The organism is Amycolatopsis sp. A1MSW2902 (genome assembly GCF_017312175.1).
Classification (GTDB): Bacteria; Actinomycetota; Actinomycetes; order Mycobacteriales; family Pseudonocardiaceae; genus Amycolatopsis; species Amycolatopsis nivea.
Window position 1 is genome coordinate 5,820,276 of the sequence record NZ_QJPO01000001.1, and the last position, 19,491, is coordinate 5,839,766.

The 19,491-nt window shown below is 67.6% G+C and carries 21 protein-coding genes and 1 pseudogene; 4 read left to right on the forward strand and 18 right to left on the reverse strand.

Going from position 1 to position 19,491, the window contains the following annotated elements:
- Positions 1–179: 179 nt before the first annotated feature.
- Together DMP23_RS26625 and DMP23_RS26630 are read left to right on the forward strand one after the other, a co-directional pair.
- Positions 180–911, forward strand: a complete 732-nt coding sequence (locus DMP23_RS26625) for a phosphotransferase family protein (protein ID WP_275292148.1) — start codon at positions 180–182, stop codon at positions 909–911.
- A gap of 16 nt (positions 912–927) precedes the next feature.
- On the forward strand, positions 928–2,097 hold the full coding sequence (locus DMP23_RS26630) for a GyrI-like domain-containing protein (protein ID WP_337822877.1): 1,170 nt from the start codon (positions 928–930) through the stop codon (positions 2,095–2,097).
- Here DMP23_RS26630 and DMP23_RS26635 read toward each other — a convergent pair.
- The 3 genes from DMP23_RS26635 to DMP23_RS26645 form a co-directional block, all read right to left on the reverse strand.
- Positions 2,057–2,932, reverse strand: a complete 876-nt coding sequence (locus DMP23_RS26635) for a nuclease (protein WP_337822878.1) — start codon at positions 2,930–2,932, stop codon at positions 2,057–2,059. The genes DMP23_RS26630 and DMP23_RS26635 overlap by 41 nt on opposite strands.
- Positions 2,933–3,049: 117 nt before the next feature.
- A complete protein-coding gene (locus tag DMP23_RS26640; protein WP_255409804.1) occupies positions 3,050–3,175 on the reverse strand; it encodes a hypothetical protein in 126 nt (41 codons plus the stop codon).
- Between the two features lie 51 nt (positions 3,176–3,226).
- A complete protein-coding gene (locus DMP23_RS26645) occupies positions 3,227–3,622 on the reverse strand; it encodes a cupin domain-containing protein (protein ID WP_337822879.1) in 396 nt (131 codons plus the stop codon).
- Positions 3,623–3,684: 62 nt separating this feature from the next.
- Between DMP23_RS26645 and DMP23_RS26650 the strand changes: the two genes are divergently transcribed.
- The gene (locus tag DMP23_RS26650) at positions 3,685–4,155 is read left to right on the forward strand and encodes a MarR family winged helix-turn-helix transcriptional regulator (protein ID WP_337822880.1); all 471 of its coding nucleotides are present in this window, start codon (positions 3,685–3,687) and stop codon (positions 4,153–4,155) included.
- Here the strand turns inward: DMP23_RS26650 and DMP23_RS26655 are convergent, their stop codons facing one another.
- The 14 genes and pseudogenes from DMP23_RS26655 to DMP23_RS26720 form a co-directional block, all read right to left on the reverse strand.
- On the reverse strand, positions 4,156–4,962 hold the full coding sequence (locus tag DMP23_RS26655) for a nucleoside-diphosphate kinase (protein ID WP_337822881.1): 807 nt from the start codon (positions 4,960–4,962) through the stop codon (positions 4,156–4,158).
- Entirely contained in the window at positions 4,959–5,789 is an 831-nt protein-coding gene (locus DMP23_RS26660; RefSeq protein ID WP_337822882.1) for a spermidine synthase, read from the reverse strand. Before DMP23_RS26660 ends, DMP23_RS26655 begins: the two co-directional genes overlap by 4 nt.
- Positions 5,786–6,163, reverse strand: a complete 378-nt coding sequence (gene speD, locus DMP23_RS26665) for an adenosylmethionine decarboxylase (protein ID WP_337824453.1) — start codon at positions 6,161–6,163, stop codon at positions 5,786–5,788. Before speD ends, DMP23_RS26660 begins: the two co-directional genes overlap by 4 nt.
- A gap of 75 nt (positions 6,164–6,238) precedes the next feature.
- Positions 6,239–7,306: pseudogene (locus tag DMP23_RS26670) on the reverse strand (type III PLP-dependent enzyme); the annotation flags it as partial.
- Positions 7,307–7,330: 24 nt separating this feature from the next.
- Positions 7,331–8,110 (reverse strand): aminoglycoside N(3)-acetyltransferase, encoded by a 780-nt coding sequence (locus DMP23_RS26675; RefSeq protein WP_337822883.1) that lies wholly within the window; start codon positions 8,108–8,110, stop codon positions 7,331–7,333.
- 188 nt (positions 8,111–8,298) lie between these two features.
- On the reverse strand, positions 8,299–9,489 hold the full coding sequence (locus DMP23_RS26680; protein ID WP_337822884.1) for a cytochrome P450: 1,191 nt from the start codon (positions 9,487–9,489) through the stop codon (positions 8,299–8,301).
- 14 nt (positions 9,490–9,503) lie between these two features.
- Positions 9,504–10,319, reverse strand: a complete 816-nt coding sequence (locus DMP23_RS26685) for an ABC transporter permease (protein WP_043839379.1) — start codon at positions 10,317–10,319, stop codon at positions 9,504–9,506.
- Positions 10,316–11,275, reverse strand: coding sequence for an ATP-binding cassette domain-containing protein (locus DMP23_RS26690; protein ID WP_337822885.1), 960 nt, complete (start codon positions 11,273–11,275; stop codon positions 10,316–10,318). Before DMP23_RS26690 ends, DMP23_RS26685 begins: the two co-directional genes overlap by 4 nt.
- Positions 11,276–11,296: 21 nt before the next feature.
- The gene (locus DMP23_RS26695; protein WP_337822886.1) at positions 11,297–12,142 is read right to left on the reverse strand and encodes a DUF4097 family beta strand repeat-containing protein; all 846 of its coding nucleotides are present in this window, start codon (positions 12,140–12,142) and stop codon (positions 11,297–11,299) included.
- Between the two features lie 78 nt (positions 12,143–12,220).
- Positions 12,221–12,742, reverse strand: a complete 522-nt coding sequence (locus tag DMP23_RS26700) for a YlcI/YnfO family protein (protein ID WP_037812082.1) — start codon at positions 12,740–12,742, stop codon at positions 12,221–12,223.
- Positions 12,743–12,881: 139 nt separating this feature from the next.
- Positions 12,882–13,286 carry a MerR family transcriptional regulator gene (locus DMP23_RS26705; protein ID WP_336158112.1) on the reverse strand — a complete coding sequence of 135 codons (405 nt, stop codon included), beginning with the start codon at positions 13,284–13,286 and terminating at the stop codon, positions 12,882–12,884.
- A gap of 42 nt (positions 13,287–13,328) precedes the next feature.
- Positions 13,329–14,561, reverse strand: coding sequence for an iron uptake transporter deferrochelatase/peroxidase subunit (efeB, locus tag DMP23_RS26710; protein ID WP_037812184.1), 1,233 nt, complete (start codon positions 14,559–14,561; stop codon positions 13,329–13,331).
- Positions 14,562–14,580: 19 nt separating this feature from the next.
- Positions 14,581–16,614, reverse strand: a complete 2,034-nt coding sequence (gene efeU / locus DMP23_RS26715; protein ID WP_337822887.1) for an iron uptake transporter permease EfeU — start codon at positions 16,612–16,614, stop codon at positions 14,581–14,583.
- 76 nt (positions 16,615–16,690) lie between these two features.
- Positions 16,691–17,260, reverse strand: a complete 570-nt coding sequence (locus DMP23_RS26720; protein WP_043839390.1) for a TetR/AcrR family transcriptional regulator — start codon at positions 17,258–17,260, stop codon at positions 16,691–16,693.
- A gap of 71 nt (positions 17,261–17,331) precedes the next feature.
- On the opposite strand from DMP23_RS26720, the gene DMP23_RS26725 reads away from it, so the two are divergent.
- Positions 17,332–17,916 carry a dihydrofolate reductase family protein gene (locus DMP23_RS26725; protein WP_336158109.1) on the forward strand — a complete coding sequence of 195 codons (585 nt, stop codon included), beginning with the start codon at positions 17,332–17,334 and terminating at the stop codon, positions 17,914–17,916.
- Between the two features lie 749 nt (positions 17,917–18,665).
- Here the strand turns inward: DMP23_RS26725 and DMP23_RS26730 are convergent.
- Positions 18,666–19,478, reverse strand: coding sequence for an aldo/keto reductase (locus DMP23_RS26730; RefSeq protein WP_337822888.1), 813 nt, complete (start codon positions 19,476–19,478; stop codon positions 18,666–18,668).
- Between the last annotated feature and the right edge of the window lie 13 nt (positions 19,479–19,491).

Consider the following 19,491-nt stretch of genomic DNA (forward strand, 5'->3'; position numbering starts at 1 on the left):
GGGCAGGGTGGGAACCACGTCCGGCCCCCGAGGTGGGGACCTGGTCGCCTGGCCTCCGGGCCGACGGCGGTGGGGCCGGGCGGACAGCCTCCGCGGGAGGGGCGAGTGCTGGGGGTACTCGCCGCGGCGCGCCGGAAAATGGGGCGACGCGAGTGATCGTCTTCGTGACAATCGCGGCCATGGAGGAAGTCGAAGTCATCGTCGCCCACCACGAACGCGCGACCCTGCGCGTCGGCGACGTGTTCCTGAAGGTCGACACCGATCAGGCGCGCGCCGACGCCGAGGTCGCGGCGATGGCGCTGGCCCCGGTCCCGACGCCGGAGATCCTGTGGCGGAAGCCGCCCGTGCTCGCGCTCGCCGCCCTGCCCGGACGCGAACTGGGCCGCCCTGGCACACCGTCGACCGCGTCGCCCGAGGCCTGGGCCGCTGCGGGAGCCGCCGCCCGGAAACTGCATGAGGCGCCGCTGCCGCCGTCGCCCGGCTGGGACCCCGACGAACTCGCCGCGGAGCTCGACCGCGAATGCGCGTGGCTGATCGCGAACGACGCCCTCCCCGCCGACCTGGTCACCCGCAACCACCAGCTCGCCAAGGCGGCGCTGCGGCCGTGGACCCCGGTGTTCACCCACGGCGATCTGCAGGTCGCCCACATCTTCGTGGAGGGCGACGAGGTCACCGGCGTCCTCGACTGGTCCGAAGCCGCCCAGGGCGACGCCCTCTTCGACCTCGCTGCCCTGACCCTCGCCCACCAGGAACATCTCGCCGACGTCGTCGCCGGTTACGGCACGGACATCGACCTCGACGTACTCCGCGCGTGGTGGTCGCTGCGCAGCCTCCGGGTGGTCCATTGGCTGCTCGGACACGGCTTCGACCCGGCACCGGAGGTCGCGGTCTTGGAGGCGCAGCTATTCTAGCACTAGAATAGCTGGCGTGCCCGCCCTCACCGACGCCGAACTGACCGTCCTCGGCCTGCTCGTCGAACAACCCCGGCACGGCTACGAACTGGAGCGGGTGATCGAGGACCGCGGCATCCGCGCCTGGACCGCGCTCGGCTTCTCCTCGATCTATTACGTCCTCGACAAGCTGGCCAAACGCGGTCTGATCGAAGCAACCGGCGGCCCGCGCTCCGGGAAATCGCGGGCGACCTTCCAAGCCACGCCGTCCGGCGTCGAACTCTGTGCGGACGCCACCCGCGAAGCGCTCACCACCCTCACGCCGGTCCACGCGCGCGTCCTCATCGCGATGGCCAACAGCCCGGGCCTGCCGGACGCGGAAGTGCATTCCGGCCTGACCGCCCGGCTCGCCGCGGTACGCGCACAACTCGCCCAAGTCCGAGCGACGCGCGCCCGCCAAGAACCCCTGCCCGACGCCGCGGCGGCGATCTTCGACTACAGCGAAGCGATGCTCACGGCCGACCTCACCTGGACCGAGAGCGTCCTCGCCAAGGAGACCGCGATGGAGAAGTACGACGTCAAGAAGGCCCACCGCGCGCTGTATGCGCCGCCGTCGAAGGACTTCACCCTCGTCGACGTCCCCGCGCTGCAGTACCTCGCCGTCGACGGCCACGGCGACCCGAACACCGCGCCGGAGTACACGAACGCCGTGGAAGCGCTGTACGGAATCGCGTATTCGGTGAAGTTCGCCAGCAAGAAAACCCTCGGCCGGGACTTCGTCGTCGGACCGCTCGAAGGGCTGTGGCGCGCCGACGACCCCACCGTCTTCCTCACTCGGGAAAAAGCGAAGTGGGACTGGACGATGATGATCAATCAGCCGGACTGGGTCACCGAGGAGATGGTCCGGGAAGCCGCCGAAGCCGTCGCGAAGAAGAAGGACAACCCCGCGCTCGCCGACGTTCGGCTACGCACGCTGACCGAAGGCGCGAGCGTCCAGATCCTGCACCACGGCTCGTACGACGACGAAACGCCCACGCTGCACCGGCTCCACGACGAATACCTGCCCGCACACGAGCTGACCTTCAACGGCGACCACCACGAGGTCTACCTGAGCGACCCGCGCCGCACCGCACCCGAGAAGCTGAAGACCGTGCTGCGACAGCCGGTCAAGCCTCTTCGAACACGATCTGCTCCGGCGGAGTCGTGAGCTTCAACGTCTGCCGCCGGACGGACAGGAGCGTGTGGAGTTCCGTCGCGTGCCCGTCCGGGATGGTGAAAAGCCGGTCGTTGCGGGTGTCGACGTAATCCGCGAACCCGGCGAGCGAGACGCCGCCGGTTTCGTCGAGGCTCAGGTAATCGGCCAAACGGCGGAACAGTTTCGGCAAAAGCACCACGTCGTCGCGCAATTGGGCGCGGCTGCTCAGCTTGAATCCCTTGGTGGTGACGTCGTGCTCCCACACGCCTTTGCCCGCAGTGCGCGCCGCGACCGCCGCGTCGGACATCGCCTGCCGGAGGTCCGGGTAAAGCTTGGAGTAGAACGTCGGATACGCCAGCCCGGTTTCGAGAAGGCGGAAGTTCGCCGACGCCTTCAGTGCTTTCGGATCGAGGTGCACGCTCCCGCCGTCCGTGGAACGCCCCGCGCGCTGCCCGGGAAACGCGAACGCGACCGCGCGGCCGTACTTGTCGGCGAACCGGGTCAGGATGTGCCCGCTCGTCTCCCCCGGCGTACTGGTGGAAACGCGCCCGCCTTCGTCGCGCTCGATCTTCGTGAAACCGAGGTACCGCAACAGTTCCGCCCCGGCGGCGTCCGCCAGTTCCTTGGGCTGGCGCCACAACTCGGCCCCGGCGACCCTCGGGCGGTAATGCGTTTCGAGCGCGTCGATCCCGTCGAGGCGCAACTGCACCCCGCCGCGGGAATTGGTCCGCACTTTGAGGTTGGCGGCGGAAAACGCGTCGGCGCGGTCGGGATAGAACCGGACCGAATCCCCGTCCGGGGAGGCCCCGACGACCCGGAACTGACCTTTGATCAATGTCAACGGCACGAGAATGACGGTAACTGCCGGAAGGGCCGGCAGTTACCGTGTTTCCCGAGCCGTCACCGACCGGTCACTCGTGTTGTTACCACTTGTCACGCAGCGGATTCCTCCGTGCGTGCGGTGTTACTGGCAGGCTTCGCAGTCCGGGTCGTCGATCCGGCAGGCGGCGCCGTCGACGAGCGGGAAATCGAAGTCGTCCAGAACGGGAACGACCGCGGCGGACTCTTCTGGCGTAGTGGGAGCAGACATATCCGTTGTAGCGCCCAAGATCGCCGAACATTCCGTGACGCCCGCCACAGCTCAGGCGACCCAGTCCGGAAGAATCTTGTCCCCGTCCGCAGTCGCACAGGCCGGCACCACACCCGTCCGATACACCCGCGTGCTCCCCGGCGCACACGCGATCGCCACCATGCCGCTCCGCGCATCCGCCCGCACCTGCCGCTCCGCGTCCGCGGGCAGCACCACCGTCTCCCCCTCCTGCACCGCCTCGACGACACCGCCCACGGTGATCTCCGCCGATCCGCCGAGGATCGTCCACACCTGCTCGGTATCGAACGCGTGCACCGGTCCGACCGCGCCGGGCGCCATCTCGACTCTCCAGACCGCCTGCTGACTGCCGCCCTGCGTCGGCGAAGCCAACGTCGTCATCACCGCGTTGGGCGTCTCGGTCCGACGGCTGTCCCGGATCACTGTCATGCTGCTCTCCCCGTTAAGATAGACAATCAGGTTGTCCATATAGTCAACGAGGTTGTCTACCTATGTCAAGCGATCCGCCCGGATACGAGCTGCCGCTGCGCCTGCTGTTCGCCTTCCGCAGCCTGATCGACGACCTGCACGCCGAGCTGGCGAAGCAGGGCCACCCCGGTCTGCGCCCGATGCACGGTTTCGTCTTCCAGGCAATCGGCCCGTCCGGGACCACCGCCGTGGAACTGGGCCGCACGCTCGGGGTCACCAAGCAGGCCGCGGGGAAGACGATCGACACCCTGGAACGGCTCGGATACGTCCACCGGGAACGCGACCCTGAGGACGGCCGCCGCATGCTGGTGCGCCTGACCGACCGTGGTCTCGACTGCCTGACCAAGTCCGCACACATCTTCGACCGGCTGCGGGCTGAGTGGGCTGAGACCTTGGGAGCCGGGCGGCTGCGGTCGATGGAGGAGGATCTGCGGAAGGTCGCTTCGCCGGAGTCGGCAAGGCTGGATCTGCCGGGGTGGTTCTCCGGGCATTGATCACGTGTCGTGGGTGTCGATGACCAGCCTCTCGAGCTGCGAAACGAAGATGCCGCGCTCGGCAAGCACAGCCTGTTCCGGCGGCGCTCCGGCTAGTTCTCCGAGGCCGAGAGTGGTGAGCCGCCGCTGGATCGACGGATTCGATCGCTCCGCTGCCCGCTGACGTTCGCTACTGGTCCGACACTCAGCGATCTGGTGATGCTCGTCTTCCAGGGCGGCTCGGAGGCCCGCATCGGCAGGCGCGAACTGCTGCGCGATCCGCCGCCGGATGCGATTCACCGCCGCGGGGTAGGAAATCGCCTCCCAGCCGTGGGTCGCGGGAAGACTGGCGCGCACCGCCGCCGCCCCGCGCAGCACGCCGGACACCGCCTCCGCACGGTACCGCTCAGCAGTCTCCGGACCGACCAAAATGGACAGTTCGCGCAGCGCATTGGCTGGATCGTCCGGGCAGTGCAAGAGATTGAGGATGACGTTCTCCCCGAGGTACCGCACCGTCCCCGGCTCCGCGGCGTCCGGCCGGGTCGCGCCCTTGCAGCGCGTCAACGTCGCGCAAGCGTCCCCGTCGGCACGATGCAGCAGGAGCAAACACGCCGCTCCCGAACCGTAAAGCTGCGCGAACGGGTCGTTCTCCAGATCAACCGCTTCCGACGCCCGGTACACCCGCATCATCGTCGGCAGATCCAGCTGAAGCACCCGACCCGTCACCACGACGAAGCCATTGCGCTGCACCAGATCCACAATAGAATCGAACGCGTCACTGACCACTCCGTCCGGAGTGATCAGCGCGAACGTCCACACATCCGTCACCGGCGAAGGCTGATCGGCGGAACCGTCGCCCCGCGCAACGTCAGCGCGTCGACCGACACCGGCCGGTACGGCAGTGTCTCCAACCGCGCCACCATGGTCTCCAGCGGCGCTTCCACGTCCGTCCCGAAGAAAAACGCCCATTCGTGCTCCGGTGACCCGAAGTAAACCGGCGTCGGGAAGACCTCCTCGAACCGGCGCCAGCATTTCACCAAGGTGGAGTTCCGCCACAACGTCGGGCACCCGCCCTGATACGCCACCACTCCGCCAGGCGTCAGCAACGAGCGGCACTGCTCCAGGAATTCCTTGCCGTACAACCGATTGTGCTGAGCATCGGTGCCGTCCTGCTCATCCGGAAGATCGACCAGCACTACGTCGTACTTCTCCGCGCAGGTGTGGACGTACTCCCACCCATCAACGTAATGCACCCGAACCGGCCCCTCGCCACGCTCCGCCCGAGCCAGCTCAGCCGACGTGTACCCGTACGGAAGATGCTCCGCGCACAGCCGAACCGCCTCGGCGTCGATGTCCACGTGATCGACCGAAGCCCCCGCCTCGGCCGCGATCTGGCACACCACGCCTTCACTGGACCCGACCACCAACACCCGGTCCACAGTGGACGCCAGCAGCAACGCCGGAACCAGCAGCGCCTCGTGATATACCAGCTGACTGAACTCGGTGCTCTGCCGCTCGTCGTCGCAGAACAGCGAAATCCCCTGCGCTGTCTTGCCGATCACCAGGTGCTGATAGGCAGTTCGCGTGTCGACCAGCACGTCCGAGACGTGCCACGTCCGGGTCAGTCCCGCACCGACTGGTTCCTCGATGTTCAACTGTCTTCCTGTCCTCTGTGGATAGTGGTGACCCGCGAAACGCTCGCGCCGAGCAAGTCCCGCAACAACTGAACCGCCTGCTCCGGATCCGCCTTGTGCCCGCACGTGAACACATCCACGAACGCCGACCCGCGCTCCGGATACGTGTGGATCGAAGCGTGCGACTCCGACAGCAACGCCATCGCCGTCACCCCGTGGGGTTCGAACTGCTTGTACGTCAGCTCGCACACCGTCGCGCCGGCCTTGTCCAGCACCCGTTCCAAGCTCTCGCACAGAAACGCCGGATCGTCGAGCAGCTCCGCGGACACCCCGGAGAACTCAGCCAGCACATGCCGTCCAGCGAATTCCCCGACCCCGCCGTGCTCCCCTCCGATGAAGTATGACCGCAGCGGCGGAAACCCGTTGAACGACACCGAAGAATAGCTTTGCGTGTACGCTCCAGCGTCCGGAATATCGACGTAATCCCCAGCCCGCAACGCCAACGGCAACCGATACGGCGTGCGCTGATAAAGCACGTTGTCCCCGTCGCACGTCGGCCCCGCAACCACGACAGGCCCATCCGGACCGCCGTCATGCGCGGCGACCAACCGGTACGCGATCGCCTCGTTCTCCGTCTCGGCGAGCCCGCCGTACCGGCCGATGTCGAGGTACACCCAACGCTTCTCGTCCGCCGCGGACTTGCGGGACACCAGCACGACCTCGCTGCGAATCACCCCAGCCGACGCCACCACCGCCCGCCCCGGCTCGAACGACAACTCAGGCGCCACCGCGAAATGCCGCCCGAGGGCGTCGCGAATAACCGCCGCGTACTCCGCCAACGGAGGCGGCTCAGTCAAATACCCAACGGGAAACCCACCGCCAATATTCAAGCCCCGCAAGGAAACCCCGCGCTCCGCAACCGCACGAGTCACCTCGCCCGCGGCAGCGATCCCGACTTCCCAAGCCCGCGGATCGACATGCTGCGACCCAACGTGAAACGCGACCCCCTCCGGATCCAGCCCCAGCCCCGCCGCCCGAACCAGCAGGTCGACCGCCATCTCGGGAGCACAGCCGAACTTGCGCCCGAACGGCGTCTGCGATCCAGGACTGTCCACCAGAATCCGGCACGAGACCGTCGCTCCGGGCGCGAACTCCGCGATCTTCTCGAGGTCCTCGAGGCTGTCGAAGGTAAACCGCCCCACCCCCACGCGATGGGCGAACTCGATGTCCCGAGCCTTCTTCACCGTGTTGCCATAGGACAGCAACTCGGGCCGCACCCCTTGCGCGAGACACAACTCGATCTCCTCGCGCCCCGCGACATCGAACCCAGCGCCCGCTTGCCGAAGAACCCGCACGACCTCCGGCGCCGGATTAGCCTTGACCGCGTAATACATCCGCGCTTCCGGCAACGCCTGGCCGAGCCGCTCGCAGTTCCCGCGCACCACGTCAAGGTCCACGACCAGACACGGCGTCGACGGCTGCCGCTCCTCCAGGAACGCCCGGCAACGCTCCAGCACCTGCGAGAACCCTTCAGTCACAACGCCCGAGTATAGGTGCCGGCTTCACCGAAGCAGCTCCGCGAGCCTGCGCCGCGCGAACCCTACGAACGGTACACAGTCCATTACTTGACACTCCGCGCTTCCGATCTTCCCCCGCCGGACGCCGCCCGTCTCCTCGAATTCCGCCCCGACCTGAGGAAAGAAGCGCCCGTTGTCGTCCCCGACGTCGTCGGTCCGCACCCACACCCGCTCCCCGTCCACCAGGTACGGAAACCGCCGAACCTTCCGCCGATGATGCGGGACCAGCGATTCGGCGTAGTGCAAGAACGAGTTCCGGTCGTGCCCGACCCCGAGCAACAAGATCCGCGCCCGCTCCCGATACAACCACTCGAACGGCGACCCCCGCCCCACCGCATACGCCAACGGTTGCCGACCAGCAACCTCCGCCGCCCGCGCCCCCACCGCCGCTACCGACGCCTGCGGATGCCGGCTGCGGCAGCTCCCCTCCCACCCCAGCACCGCGTTGGGAATCGCCCCCATCGGCGTCGCCAGCCCCTCATGAAACAGCGGCACCCTCCCCCGCGCCTCGTCCACCTCGACGTCCCCCGCCCCCACATACTCCGGAAACGGATCCGCCACCTGCGGCGTAAACGCAGGCACCACTACCGTCCCCTCGGGCCCCACCGCCCGCAACACCCCACGCACCACCGCATCCGCCCCGCCACCCACCTCCCCCAACGCAGACAACGACGAATGCACCATCACCACCCCGCCAAACGAAACCCCCAACTCCCGAACCCCCGCACACACCACATCCGCGTCAACCACAATCACAACAGCCACCAACCCCCATAACTCACCAAGACGACCACTCCACCCCCATCCCCTCGCCCCCGCCGCAGTTAGCACTGGCTCGGCGCTGTCAAGGGTGGCCGTGCCAGCGGTCATCGCGCAGCGACGCCGAAGGCGCCCTTGATAGCGCCGAGCCAGTGTTAAACAATCAAAAGCGAGGGAGCCAACGCAACCCAGACTCACCAAGCAACAGGAATCCGGGAAACCCCGTAAATATTCTGCAACTCAGGCCGCAAAACAACCTCCCCCGCCACTCGCAGCTCAGGAAACCGCCGCACCAACGCAGGCAACGCCACCGTCATCTCCACGCGAGCCAACTGCTGCCCCAAACACTGATGAATCCCATGCCCGAACCCGACATGCCCCACCGCACCCCGCCGCACATCGAGCTCATCCGGCCGCTCGAACTTCAGCGGATCCCGATTAGCCGCCTGCACCGACAGCACCACCGACTCCCCAGCCCGGATAACCTGCCCGCCGACCGCGACATCCTCCAGCGCCGCCCGCACCCCGGTATGCGCGATGGACAGATACCGCATCAGCTCCTCAACCGCCCCGCCAGCAGCCTCCGGCTCATCCCGCACCGCCGCCCACTGCTCCGGATGGCGAAGCAACGCATAAGTCCCCAACGCCAGCATGTTCGCCGTGGTGTCCAGCCCAGCCGCCAGCAGGAACGTCCCCAGCCCCGCCAATTCCTCGTCGGTCAGATCGCTGCCGGTTAGGTCGCTGAACAAATCGTCCGTGGGCGCGGCCCGCTTAGCCGGTACCAGCGAAGCCACATACTCCTGCAGCTGTCCATAAGCAGTCATCCTCTCCGCGTCGGAAAGATCAACATCACTGATCGCCGCGGCGTACCCGAGAAATGAGGCCCGATCCGAATAAGGCACCCCGAGCAATTCGCAAATCATCACCGCAGGCACCGGATACGCGTAAGCTTCGAGCAGATCGACCCCCGGCCCGGCCTTCTCCATCGCGTCCAGATACTCGCCGGAAACCTCGGCCACCCGGTCGCTGAGCAACCGCATCCGCCGCACCGTGAACTTGCCCGTCAGCAGTTTCCGGAACCGCGTGTGCTCCGGCGCGTCGAGTCCCGTCATGTCCCCCACGGGAGCTGGCGGCAATTCCGGGAACTGCTCCATCCCGGGAAACGGGTAGTGCCACAATTCGTACCGACTGCTGAACCGCTGGTCCGCCAGGATCGCCCGGACCTCCGCGTGCCCGGTGGCCAGCCAGCCGACGTGCCCGTCCGGGAACGCCATCCGCGTCAGCGGAGCCCGGTCCCGCACCGCGGTCAGCGACGGCGGAGGATCGAACGGGCATCCTCGCGCCCGCCCCATCGGAACCCCTTGCACGATCTCTTCGCCAGTCATCCCCCATGCCCCCTTCAGTGTGCGTATTCGCGATTGAAAAGCTTCTTGGACCAGAGGTAGCCGCCGATGCCCATCACGGCGCACCAGCCGAGCGCGAACCACAGGTGGTTGCCCAGCGGCTTGTCGAGCAGCAGCGCACGCAGGGTCTCGATGATCGGCGTGAACGGCTGGTACTCGGCAAACCACCGCAGCGCGCCCGGCATCGAGTCGGTCGGCACGAACCCGCTGCCGAGGAAAGGCAGGAGCAGCAACGGCATCGGCGTATTGCTGGCCGATTCGACGCTCTTGCTCACCTGTCCGAGCGCGACACACAGCCACACCAACGCAAGCGCCACCACCACCAGGAATCCGACCGCGGCGAACCACGAACCGACCCCGGCGGCGGGCCGGAACCCGACCAGCAACGCGACCCCGGTGACCACCACGAGCCCGAACAACGCTTGCAGCACACTGCCGAGCACGTGCCCGGTCAGCACCGAAACCCGCGCGATGTGCATGGTCCGGAACCGGGCAATGACCCCCTCGGTCAGGTCCATCGCCACCGAAATCGCCGTTCCCTGCACGGTGGCGGTAATGGTCATCAGCAGAATCGTCGGCGCGACGAAATTGGCGTACTCGGCTCTGCCTCCTCCCGCACCGCCTAACCCCGCGCCTAGAGTGCCGCCGAAAACGTAGACGAACAGCAGCAGGAACACGACCGGCATGCCGACCAGCATGATCGTCAGCGACGGATACCGGAGCATGTGCTTGAGATTCCGGCGCAGCATGGTCAGCGAATCGCGCACCGGGTGGAACCGCAGATCCGGGCCGGCGAGAACGGGAGCAGTCATCGGGAAGTCACCTTTTCGTCAGTGGGGTTGCCAGTCAGGGCAAGGAAAACGTCGTCGAGATCAGGGGTGTGCACGGACAGTTCGCCGACCTTCACCGGCAACGCGTCGAGCCGGTCGATCAACGCCTTGAGCGACTGCAGGCTCCCGTCGCTGGGCACGCGCAGCACCAGCGCGTCGTGCTGCCGCGACGCCTCGCTCAGCGCACGCTGCGCCTCCGCAAGATCCGCCTCTTCCTCGAAGCGCAATTGGACGTGTCCGCCGGGAATCTGGCGCTTCAGCTCTTCCGCTGTGCCCTCAGCGACAATCCGCCCATGGTCGAGCACCGCGATCCGATCCGCCAGTTCGTCGGCCTCTTCGAGGTATTGCGTGGTAAGGAAAATCGTGACCCCACCGGCCACCAGTTTGCGCACGATCTCCCACATCGCCCGGCGGCTGCGCGGGTCGAGGCCGGTGGTCGGCTCGTCGAGGAAGATCACCTGCGGGCTGCCGACCAGCGTCAGCGCCAGGTCGAGCCGGCGCCGCATGCCGCCGGAGTACGTCGACACCGGCTTCTTCGCCGCTTCGACGAGATCGAACTGTTCGAGCAGCTCCGCCGTGCGCTGCCGCCGGGCGGTCCGGTCGAGGTGGTGCAGATCCGCCATCAGCAGCAGGTTTTCCTCGCCGGTCAGCAGATTGTCGACGGCGGAGAACTGCCCGGTGACCCCGATCGAAGCCCGCACCCCGTCCGCTTCCGCGACGAGGTCGTACCCGGCGACCTGCGCCGCACCGGCGTCGGCATTGATCAAAGTGGACAGAATCTTCACCGTGGTGGTCTTGCCCGCGCCGTTCGCGCCGAGCAGCGAGAAGACCGTGCCGCGGGCGACGGTGAGGTCGATGCCGTCGAGCACGACGTGGTCGCCGAAGGATTTGCGGAGTCCGGTCGCGGCGATCGCGGGCCGGGAATGGTTGCTGGACATAGGTTTCCCCTCAGATGTGAGTCAGGAGCGGTGGATGACGATTTCGCCGAACGCCGTGTGCCCGCGGACCTCGACGGTCTCCTTGGACTCGCCCGCGCCGGCCGACGTCTCCAGCTGGTTGCGCACGTGGCCGAAGTTGGTCTTCACGTCGAGCCACGCCGCGGTGCCCTCAGCGATGCCGATCCGCAGGTCGCCGATCGCGCTCTCGAGCAGGACCGAACCGCGCACGACCTCGCCGAGCCGGATCGCCCCGTTGGACGTCTTCGCGTCGACCCCGGAACCGGCGTGCTCGACGGTGATGTCTCCGTTGGCCGCACGCACGTGGACCTCGGCGCCGGCGGACTCGATCGTGGTTTCGCCGTTGGAGTTCTTGACCGCCACGGTCCCGTCGATCTGCCCGAGCCGGACCTTCCCGGACGACGTGGAAACCTCGGCGTCGCCCGCGACTCCTTCGACCGTCACGTGCCCGACCGAGGTGTCGACGCGCAGCGGACCAGTGCGGTCGAGGCTGACGTTCCCGGCCGCGGTCTTGAAGCGCGACTGTCCGAGCTGCCCGGTGCCCTGGAACGCACCCGCCTGCACCTCGGCGGTGACCCGCGAGCCGGTGGGCAGTTCGACCGTCACGTCGACCGAGCGGGTCTTGCGGGAGAAGTCGAACGCCCGCATCTTCGGGCCGGTGATGTGCAGCGTGCCGTTGCTGTAGTCGACGCGGACCTGCTTCGCGGTCTTCACGTCGGACGAGTCCGCCTCGTCGGTCGGCCGGACCTCGACGACCGTGTCGGCACGGTCGCTCGCGGCGAACCGGACCTGGCCGACGCCCAGGTCGAGGGTGACGGAAATCGGGTCGGGCGTGTCGAATTTAGGCATGGTTGTCCCCACATTTCGGATAGGTGTGCCGTCTCCGCAGGTCAGAGACGGGTGAAGGAGTGCGCGAAGAAGAGAGAGCTACCGGACCCAGCCGGTGAAGCTCTGCTTGGAAAACGTGCCGCCGGGCGGCTCGAACCGCTGCTCGCGTTCGGGCCGCTGCTGCAGCGCCGCGGTGGCCGCCCGGACGAGCCAGGCGTTGACCGAACGGCCTTCCTTGGCGGCGGCCTCCTCGACCGCGGCCTTGAGCTGTTCGGGCAGCCGCACGTTGATCCGCGCGGACGGACCGTCCTCGGAGAACAGCGGTTCGGCCTCCGGAGCCGGTTCCGCCGCGGGCGCCGGAGCCGGAGCGGGTTCGGCGGGCGGCGCGGTCACGACGAAGTTCGGGTCGCGGCCGCGCAGGCGCAGTTCGACCGAGCCGGGCGCGAGGTCCCGGGTGATCTCGTCGACGGCGCCGGACAGGGTGTCCAGGAGGGTCATCCGGATCGCCGATTCGAGCGATCCGGTCAGCCGCTCGACCAGCGCGCGTCCCTCTTCGCCGCCGGCCTCGGCCAGCGTCGCGAATTCCCGCCCGAGGTTGCTTACGTACGTGGTCAAGTCCATGGCACCACTATGGCACACGCTTGGCACCACCACAAGCCACCATGGCTCAGTTTGGCACCACTATGGCACTGCAGATAGCGAAACCCCTGGTCAGAGGGTGGTGCCACCTCGGAAAAATCCGGTGCCACGATGGCACCGGCTACTTGGTTGCTTTGGCGACCGGCAGCTCCACCCCGGCCCGGAACCCAGGGCACTCGTCCAGAGGACCGTCGTGCCGACACGTCATGAGGTGGTGCAGATAAGCCTGCGCGTCGAGCAGCCGCGTCACCTGTTCCTGGATCGACCCGATCCGGGCGGTCACCGTGCTCCGCCAGTCGTCGGACTGGCCGTGGACGCCGAGCAGCGCCGCGATGTCGTCGAGGCTCAGCAGGCCGGTTTCGCGCCAGGTGCGGATCAGCGCGATCCGGTAGAGCTGGTCCCGGTCGTAGAACCGCCAGCCGGAGCGGCGGCGCGGCTCGATCAGGCCGCAGCTCTCCCAGTAGTGCAGCGTCGACACCGGCACGTCGAAGCGCGCCGACACCTCGCCGATCGAGTACAGGTCCATACCTCATTGCACCGCACCTCGACCACTCGAAGCAAGGTTAGCCTAACCAAACAGTCCGCTGGCGTACCAGTCGGCCTGGTCGCGGACGCCGGGCAGCGTGAAGAAATAGCCGCCGCCGAACGGCTGGACGTAGTCCACCAGCGGTTCGCCGGCCAGCCGTTGCTGCACCGTCTCGAACTGCCGCCGGACGTCCTGCTGGTAGCAGACGAACACGTGCCCGGCCTGGAGTTCCCCGTTCGCGTCCACGCCGAGGTCGTAGTTGTAGGAACGGCGGACCAGGCGCTGGTTGTCGGTGGCGGGCGTGCGCGGGTTGGCCATGCGGATGTGCGAGGTCAACGGGATCACCGCGCCCTTCGGGTCGGCGGCGTAGTCCGGGTTGTCGGTCTCGGCGTTGCCGTCCAGCGGCGCGCCCGAATCGCGGCGGCGGCCGAACATCTTCTCCTGTTCGTTGATCGACACCCGGTCCCAGAACTCGACCAGCATCCGGATCAGCCGCACCACCTGGTAGCTGCCGCCGCGCGCCCACGCGGGTTCGGCCGGATCGTCGACCCACACCAGCCCGCTCGCCTCGCCGCCGACCGGGTTCGCCGTGCCGTCCTTGAACCCCAGCAGGTTCCGGCCCGCGCCGGACGGCCGCGGCGGCGGGTTGTAGCCGTGCATCTTCCACCGCAACTGCATCGCGCCGCGGGTGTGCCGGGTGAGGTCGCGGAGCGCGTGGTGCACGGTGTCCGGATTGTTGGCGCACAACTGGATCAGCAGGTCCCCGTGCATCCAGGCGGCTTCCGGCGCGTCGTCCGGGAAGATCTTCATCGGGGTCAGCTTTTTCGGTTTCCGCGCAGCGAGACCGACGCGGTCGAAGAGGCTCGAGCCGAAGGAAACCGTGACGGTGAGACCGTCGGCGACGACGGACGGGCCGAGCACCTCGCTGTCCGACGGCGGCCGTCCGACGCCCAGATTCGGCGGCGTGCCGCCGGCGGTGAGGAACCGGGCGCGGTCGGTGAGCGTGTGCAGGAGCGCGATCAGGTCCGTCTTCGAGCCGCTGAGCAGGTCGAATGCCACGAAGGCGGCGGAAGCCTGCTTTTCGACCGGAGCCGGAGTGAGCACGCCGGACTGGTTGGCGCCGTGGAACGGATACTCCGTCGCCGGGGTCGGCGCGGCGCCGGCGGAGCGTTCGTCGGCCTGGGCGCCGCCGATCAGCACGCCTCCGGTGAGCGCGGTGCCTGCCGCTCCGGCGGCCGCGCCTTTCAGGAAGTTGCGGCGATTGACGTTCGTCACTTCGGGATTCACCAGCCGATCAGTGGCTCGGAGGAACTTCGAGCAGAGTGGGCACCGCGGACAGCGTCTCGACGACAGCTCCGGCCGCGCCGTTCACCGCCTGCCGCTGGGCGAGAGTGGTGGGCGCGTGGTTGACCAGCGCCTCGTGCAACGTGGTGAGCTGCTTTTCCGCTGTCTGGACCAGATTGGGCGCGCGCTCATTGAGCAGCGGAGTCAGCTCAGCCAGGATTGTACGGGTGACGTCGACGTCGGCATCCGTTGCGGGGTAAGCGGTTCCGCTGCCTTGGTCGTCCATTCCGGACAGATGATCGCGGATCGCGTCTTCGAGGATTTCATGCGCGCGGATCGGCAGCTTCGTGGGATCGCCCGCGACGTCGTCAGTGGCGAGTTTTCCGCGCAGGGCCGCGAGATCCTGGGTGAGCTGGTCGGCGACCGGGACCAGAGACGCCGGAGCCTGGCCGTGCCACAGGCCGTACTCCAAGCGGTGCAACCCGGTGAAGCCGGGATCAGCTGTGTTGGCGGGCAACCCGTTGGGCAGGCCGTCGACCGCGGTACCCGCGTCGCCGAAACTGTTGTAGGACGCACCGACTCGCTCCCACGCGAGCTGCGCGGTCAGCCAATCCTTCTTCGCCGCATCGGTGTTGTTCGCGGCCAGATCCGCGCGGATCGTGCCCACCGCGCTCGACACCGTGCCGAGTTGCTGGGCTGCGTAAGCGAGATATTTCTGATTCGGGCCGGTGAGATCCTCAGTGGTGACCGGCTTGACCGGAACCGGACCGTCGTTCGCCGCCCCGCCGCTGACCTGCACCGGAGCCGAGGCAGTGGTCGCCTGTCCGGACATCAGGCAGTGGAAGGTGTAGGAACCGTCGGCCAGCGTCGCGGACATCGTGGCACTCGTGGCCGGGCCGATCGTCTCGATCTCCGCGACGATCCCGCCGCTGCTGTCGTCGAGCCGAATCTCGCCTGCCTTCGCGGTTTTGTTGGTCACCGTGATGCTTTGCGTACCGGCCTGCGCCGACTTCCACTCCGGCGCGCAATCGTGCTCGGATACGGAGATTGTGGAACCCGTTGCGGCTTGGGGAAGCACGGCGATCACCAACGCAGCCACCGCGACCGGTGCCAGCACCAGCGCGCCCGCGACGATCGCGGTGTGCTTGCCCGCCAGCCGTTCCCACTTCCCCGCCGGCGCAGGTTCGCTTTCCGGCTTGCGCTCGACGGGCTGCCGACCGGCCTTGACGAACAGCGGGAGCACGACGGCGAGGTAACCGAGCCAGGCCGTCACCTGCAGGACGGTCATCCGAGGCGTCAACTCGGTGACGCCGCTGATCAGCGAAACCCACCACGAGTTCGGATCGAGCGTGCCGGTGAGGTCGAAGGCGACCCAGCTCTGGCCGGGCAGCACGCCCCCGTCCTGGAGGTCGCCGAGGCCATAGGACAGAACGCCCGCCGCGATGACGATCAGCACGAAGGCCGTGCGGCTGAAGAAAACGCCGAGGTTGAGCTTTACCGCGCGGCGGTAGAGCAGCCAGCACAGCAGGATCGCGAGGCCGAGCCCGAGCGCCGCTCCGGTCAACGGCGCGACCGTGGTACCGGACGCTTTCACCGCCGTCCAGAGAAACAGCGTGGTCTCCAGGCCCTCCCGGCCGACCGCCAGGAACGCAGTGAGCGTAAGCGCGCCCGCGCCGATCGCCACCGCGCGTTCGACTTCGCCGCGCAATTGTGCGGAAAGCCCCATCGCGGTACGCCGCATCCAAAACACCATGCCGGTGACGAGGAATACCGCGAGCACGCTCAACGAGCCGCCAACGATCTGCTGCGCCCGGGAAGAAAGGACATCGGTGGAAAAGGTGAGAATTGTGGCGAAACTGCCCGCGACGGTCACCGCGCCCAGCACGCCCAGCCACACCGGAGCGGTCGAAACCGGCCCCGCTGTATCGTCTTCCGGCCGCCGGATCTTGCGCAGCGCGGCCAGCAGGATGCTCACCACGAGGCCCGCTTCCAGCCCTTCGCGCAAGCCGATCATCAGGTTCGGAACCGCGTCTGCCCACTGCACGCAGATTACGATAGGCAAACCTAAATTAGCGGTCGAGAGCGGGCCGGGAAACGGTTCTTTTTCTCCCGGATAGTCCTTATTCGGGGCCGATGATCCGTTCGACCGCCTCGGTGATCAAGTGTTCCCGTTCCGCTTCGGAGAAAACGTCCGGCAAGGTCAGTTGTTCGACGATCAGCCAGTTCAGCGCGAGAATCAGCAGCTTGACCGCGGTGGCGTCGCCGGGCAGCCCGGACGCCAGGTGGTACGCGACGTTCCCCTCGACGTCGTCCCGGACCCGCTCCGTCAGCACCCTCCGCAACTCCGGCCGTCGAGTGGCTTCGAGGCGGAGTTCCAGCAACGCCAGATACCCGGTGCGAAACGCCGCGATCCGACCGACCAGCTCACGCATCAGCTGGGCATACGACTCCCGGTCCCCGAGCCCCGGCGGCAGCGAGTCGTCCTCCGGCTGCAGCCGCTCGTACACCCGAGCCCCAGCCTGCGTGAAAAGCTCGTCACGATTGGCGAAGTAGTTCGACGCGGTGCCCGCGGGCACGCCAGCCTCCCCGTCGACCGCCCGGAACGTCAGCCCACGCGCTCCCTCGCGCGCCAGCACCTCGATCGCCGCGTCGACGAGCGCAGCCCGCCGCTGGTCGTTCCTCCGCACCATTTGACACCACTCCAGCTGTAGTAGTACGTTTCAAACCACTTCATCCATAGTACTACAGACGGAGTTACCAGATGCGAAAGCTCGTGTACTACATCGCAGTCACCCTCGACGGCCGCATCGCCGGCCCCGCGGGCGAGTTCGACTTCTTCCCGCAGGGCGACGCCCAGCAGACCGCCGCTTACATGGGATTCATGAACACGCTGTACCCGGAAACCATCCCGACCGCCTTCCGCGCCGCTGCCGGTGTCGAAGGTGCGCCGAACCGCCGGTTCGACACTGTCCTGATGGGCCGCGCGACCCATCAACTCGATCCGAGCGTCCCCAGTCCCTATGCGCACCTTCGCCAGTACGTCGTGTCGAGCACCCTGAAACCGGACCTCGACCCAGCAGTAACCGTCGTCCCCGGCGATCCGGTCGGCCTGGTGAGAGACCTGAAGACGGAGGAAACCGGAAAAGACATCTGGCTCTGCGGCGGCGGCAAACTCGCCGGCGCGCTGCTGCCGGAGATCGACGAGATCGTGCTGAAGAGCTACCCAGTGGTGGCTGGTGCGGGCATCCCCATGGTGGAGGGAGGGTTCGATCCGACAGTGTTTTCGGTGGCGGAACGAACGGCTTTCCCGAACGGGGTCACGGCGACCCGGCTCGTACGGAACTAGACGGACGGGCCGCGATTTCGGGGGTGTTTCGGACAGGTGGGTGCTCGCTCGCCGACACGGCTGCCCGGTCGGGGGTGCTGCGAATCTCCGCCCCAACCGACACGGCTGCCCCGGCCCCGTGCCGCACCACTCCGCCCCGGGCGACACGGCAACCAGGGCCAAGCGCCGCATAACTCCGCCCTAGTTGACACTGCGGCCCGGTCCAGGTGCCCCACCGCTCCACTCCGGCGGGCACAGCTACCCGGTCCAAGTGCCGCATAACTCCGGCTCCAGCTGACCCGCCCGCCCGGCGCAAGTGCCGCATAACTCCGCCCCACCTGCCAAGGCGACCTGGCCCAGGCGCCGCACCACCCCACCCGCCGGGCACAACTGCCCGGCCCAAATGCCACATAACTCCGGCCCCAGCCGACACTGCCACCAGTTCCATGTGCCGCACAACTCCACCCCGGCGGACACCGCTGCCCGGTCCAGGCGCTGCACAACTCCACCCCAGCCAACAGATCCACGCCCCGCCTCACTCTGCCCCAGCCAACACGGCGACCAGATCCAAATGCCGCACATCTCGGCCTCGGCGGTCACGTCGCCCGGTCCAAGGCTGCGCATCTCCGCCCGACCAGACTGCACATCCCGCCCCGACCGAGACCGAGCCGAACCCCGGGCTCAGCATGCACAAAACGCCGCATCGAGTGCCTGGTGTGCACCCGATGCGGCGTCGAGGGAGCGATTTTCCGTTGCCTCGCGGCGGTCCGTCAGTTGAACTGATCCGGGTCCGGCCCGGTGCGCAGGCCGCGGTCGGCGGTGGCGATGGCGGCGAGGTCGCTGTCGGTCAGGTCGAAGTCGAAGACGTCGAGGTTCTGCCGGATCCGGGCGGGCGTCACGGACTTCGGGATCACGATGTTGCCGAGCTTCAGGTGCCAGCGCAGCACCACCTGCGCGGCGGATTTCCCGGTGCGCGCGGCGATTTCGACGATCGCCGGGTCGGTCAGAACCGCGCCTTGAGCGAGCGGGCTCCACGCTTCAGTCGCGATACCGTGCTCGGCGTGGAAGGCGCGCAGTTCGGCCTGCTGCAGGCCGGGATGCAGCTCGATCTGGTTGACCGCGGGCACGAGGCCGCTGTTGTCGAGCAGGCGGCGCAGGTGCGCGGGCTGGAAGTTGGACACGCCCGCGGCGCGGATGCGGCCGTCCTTGGCGAGGTGTTCCAGGGCGCGCCAAGTGTCGAGGTAGCGGTCGCGGGCGGGGGTCGGCCAGTGGATCAGGTACAGGTCGACGTAGTCGAGACCGAGTTTCGCGAGGCTGGCGTCGAAGGCGCGCAGGGTGGAGTCGTAGCCCTGGTCTTCGTTCCACAGCTTGGTGGTGACGAAGAGGTCCTCGCGCGGGATCCCGGACTCGGCGATGGCGCGGCCGACTCCTGCTTCGTTGCCGTAGACCGCGGCGGTGTCGATGCTGCGGTAGCCAGCTTCGAGAGCGCTGGCCACCGCGGCCGTGGTCTGGTCGTCCGGGACCTGGAATACGCCGAAGCCGAGCTGCGGGATTTCGACGCCGTTGTTGAGGCGGATCTTCATCGGTATTGCCTTT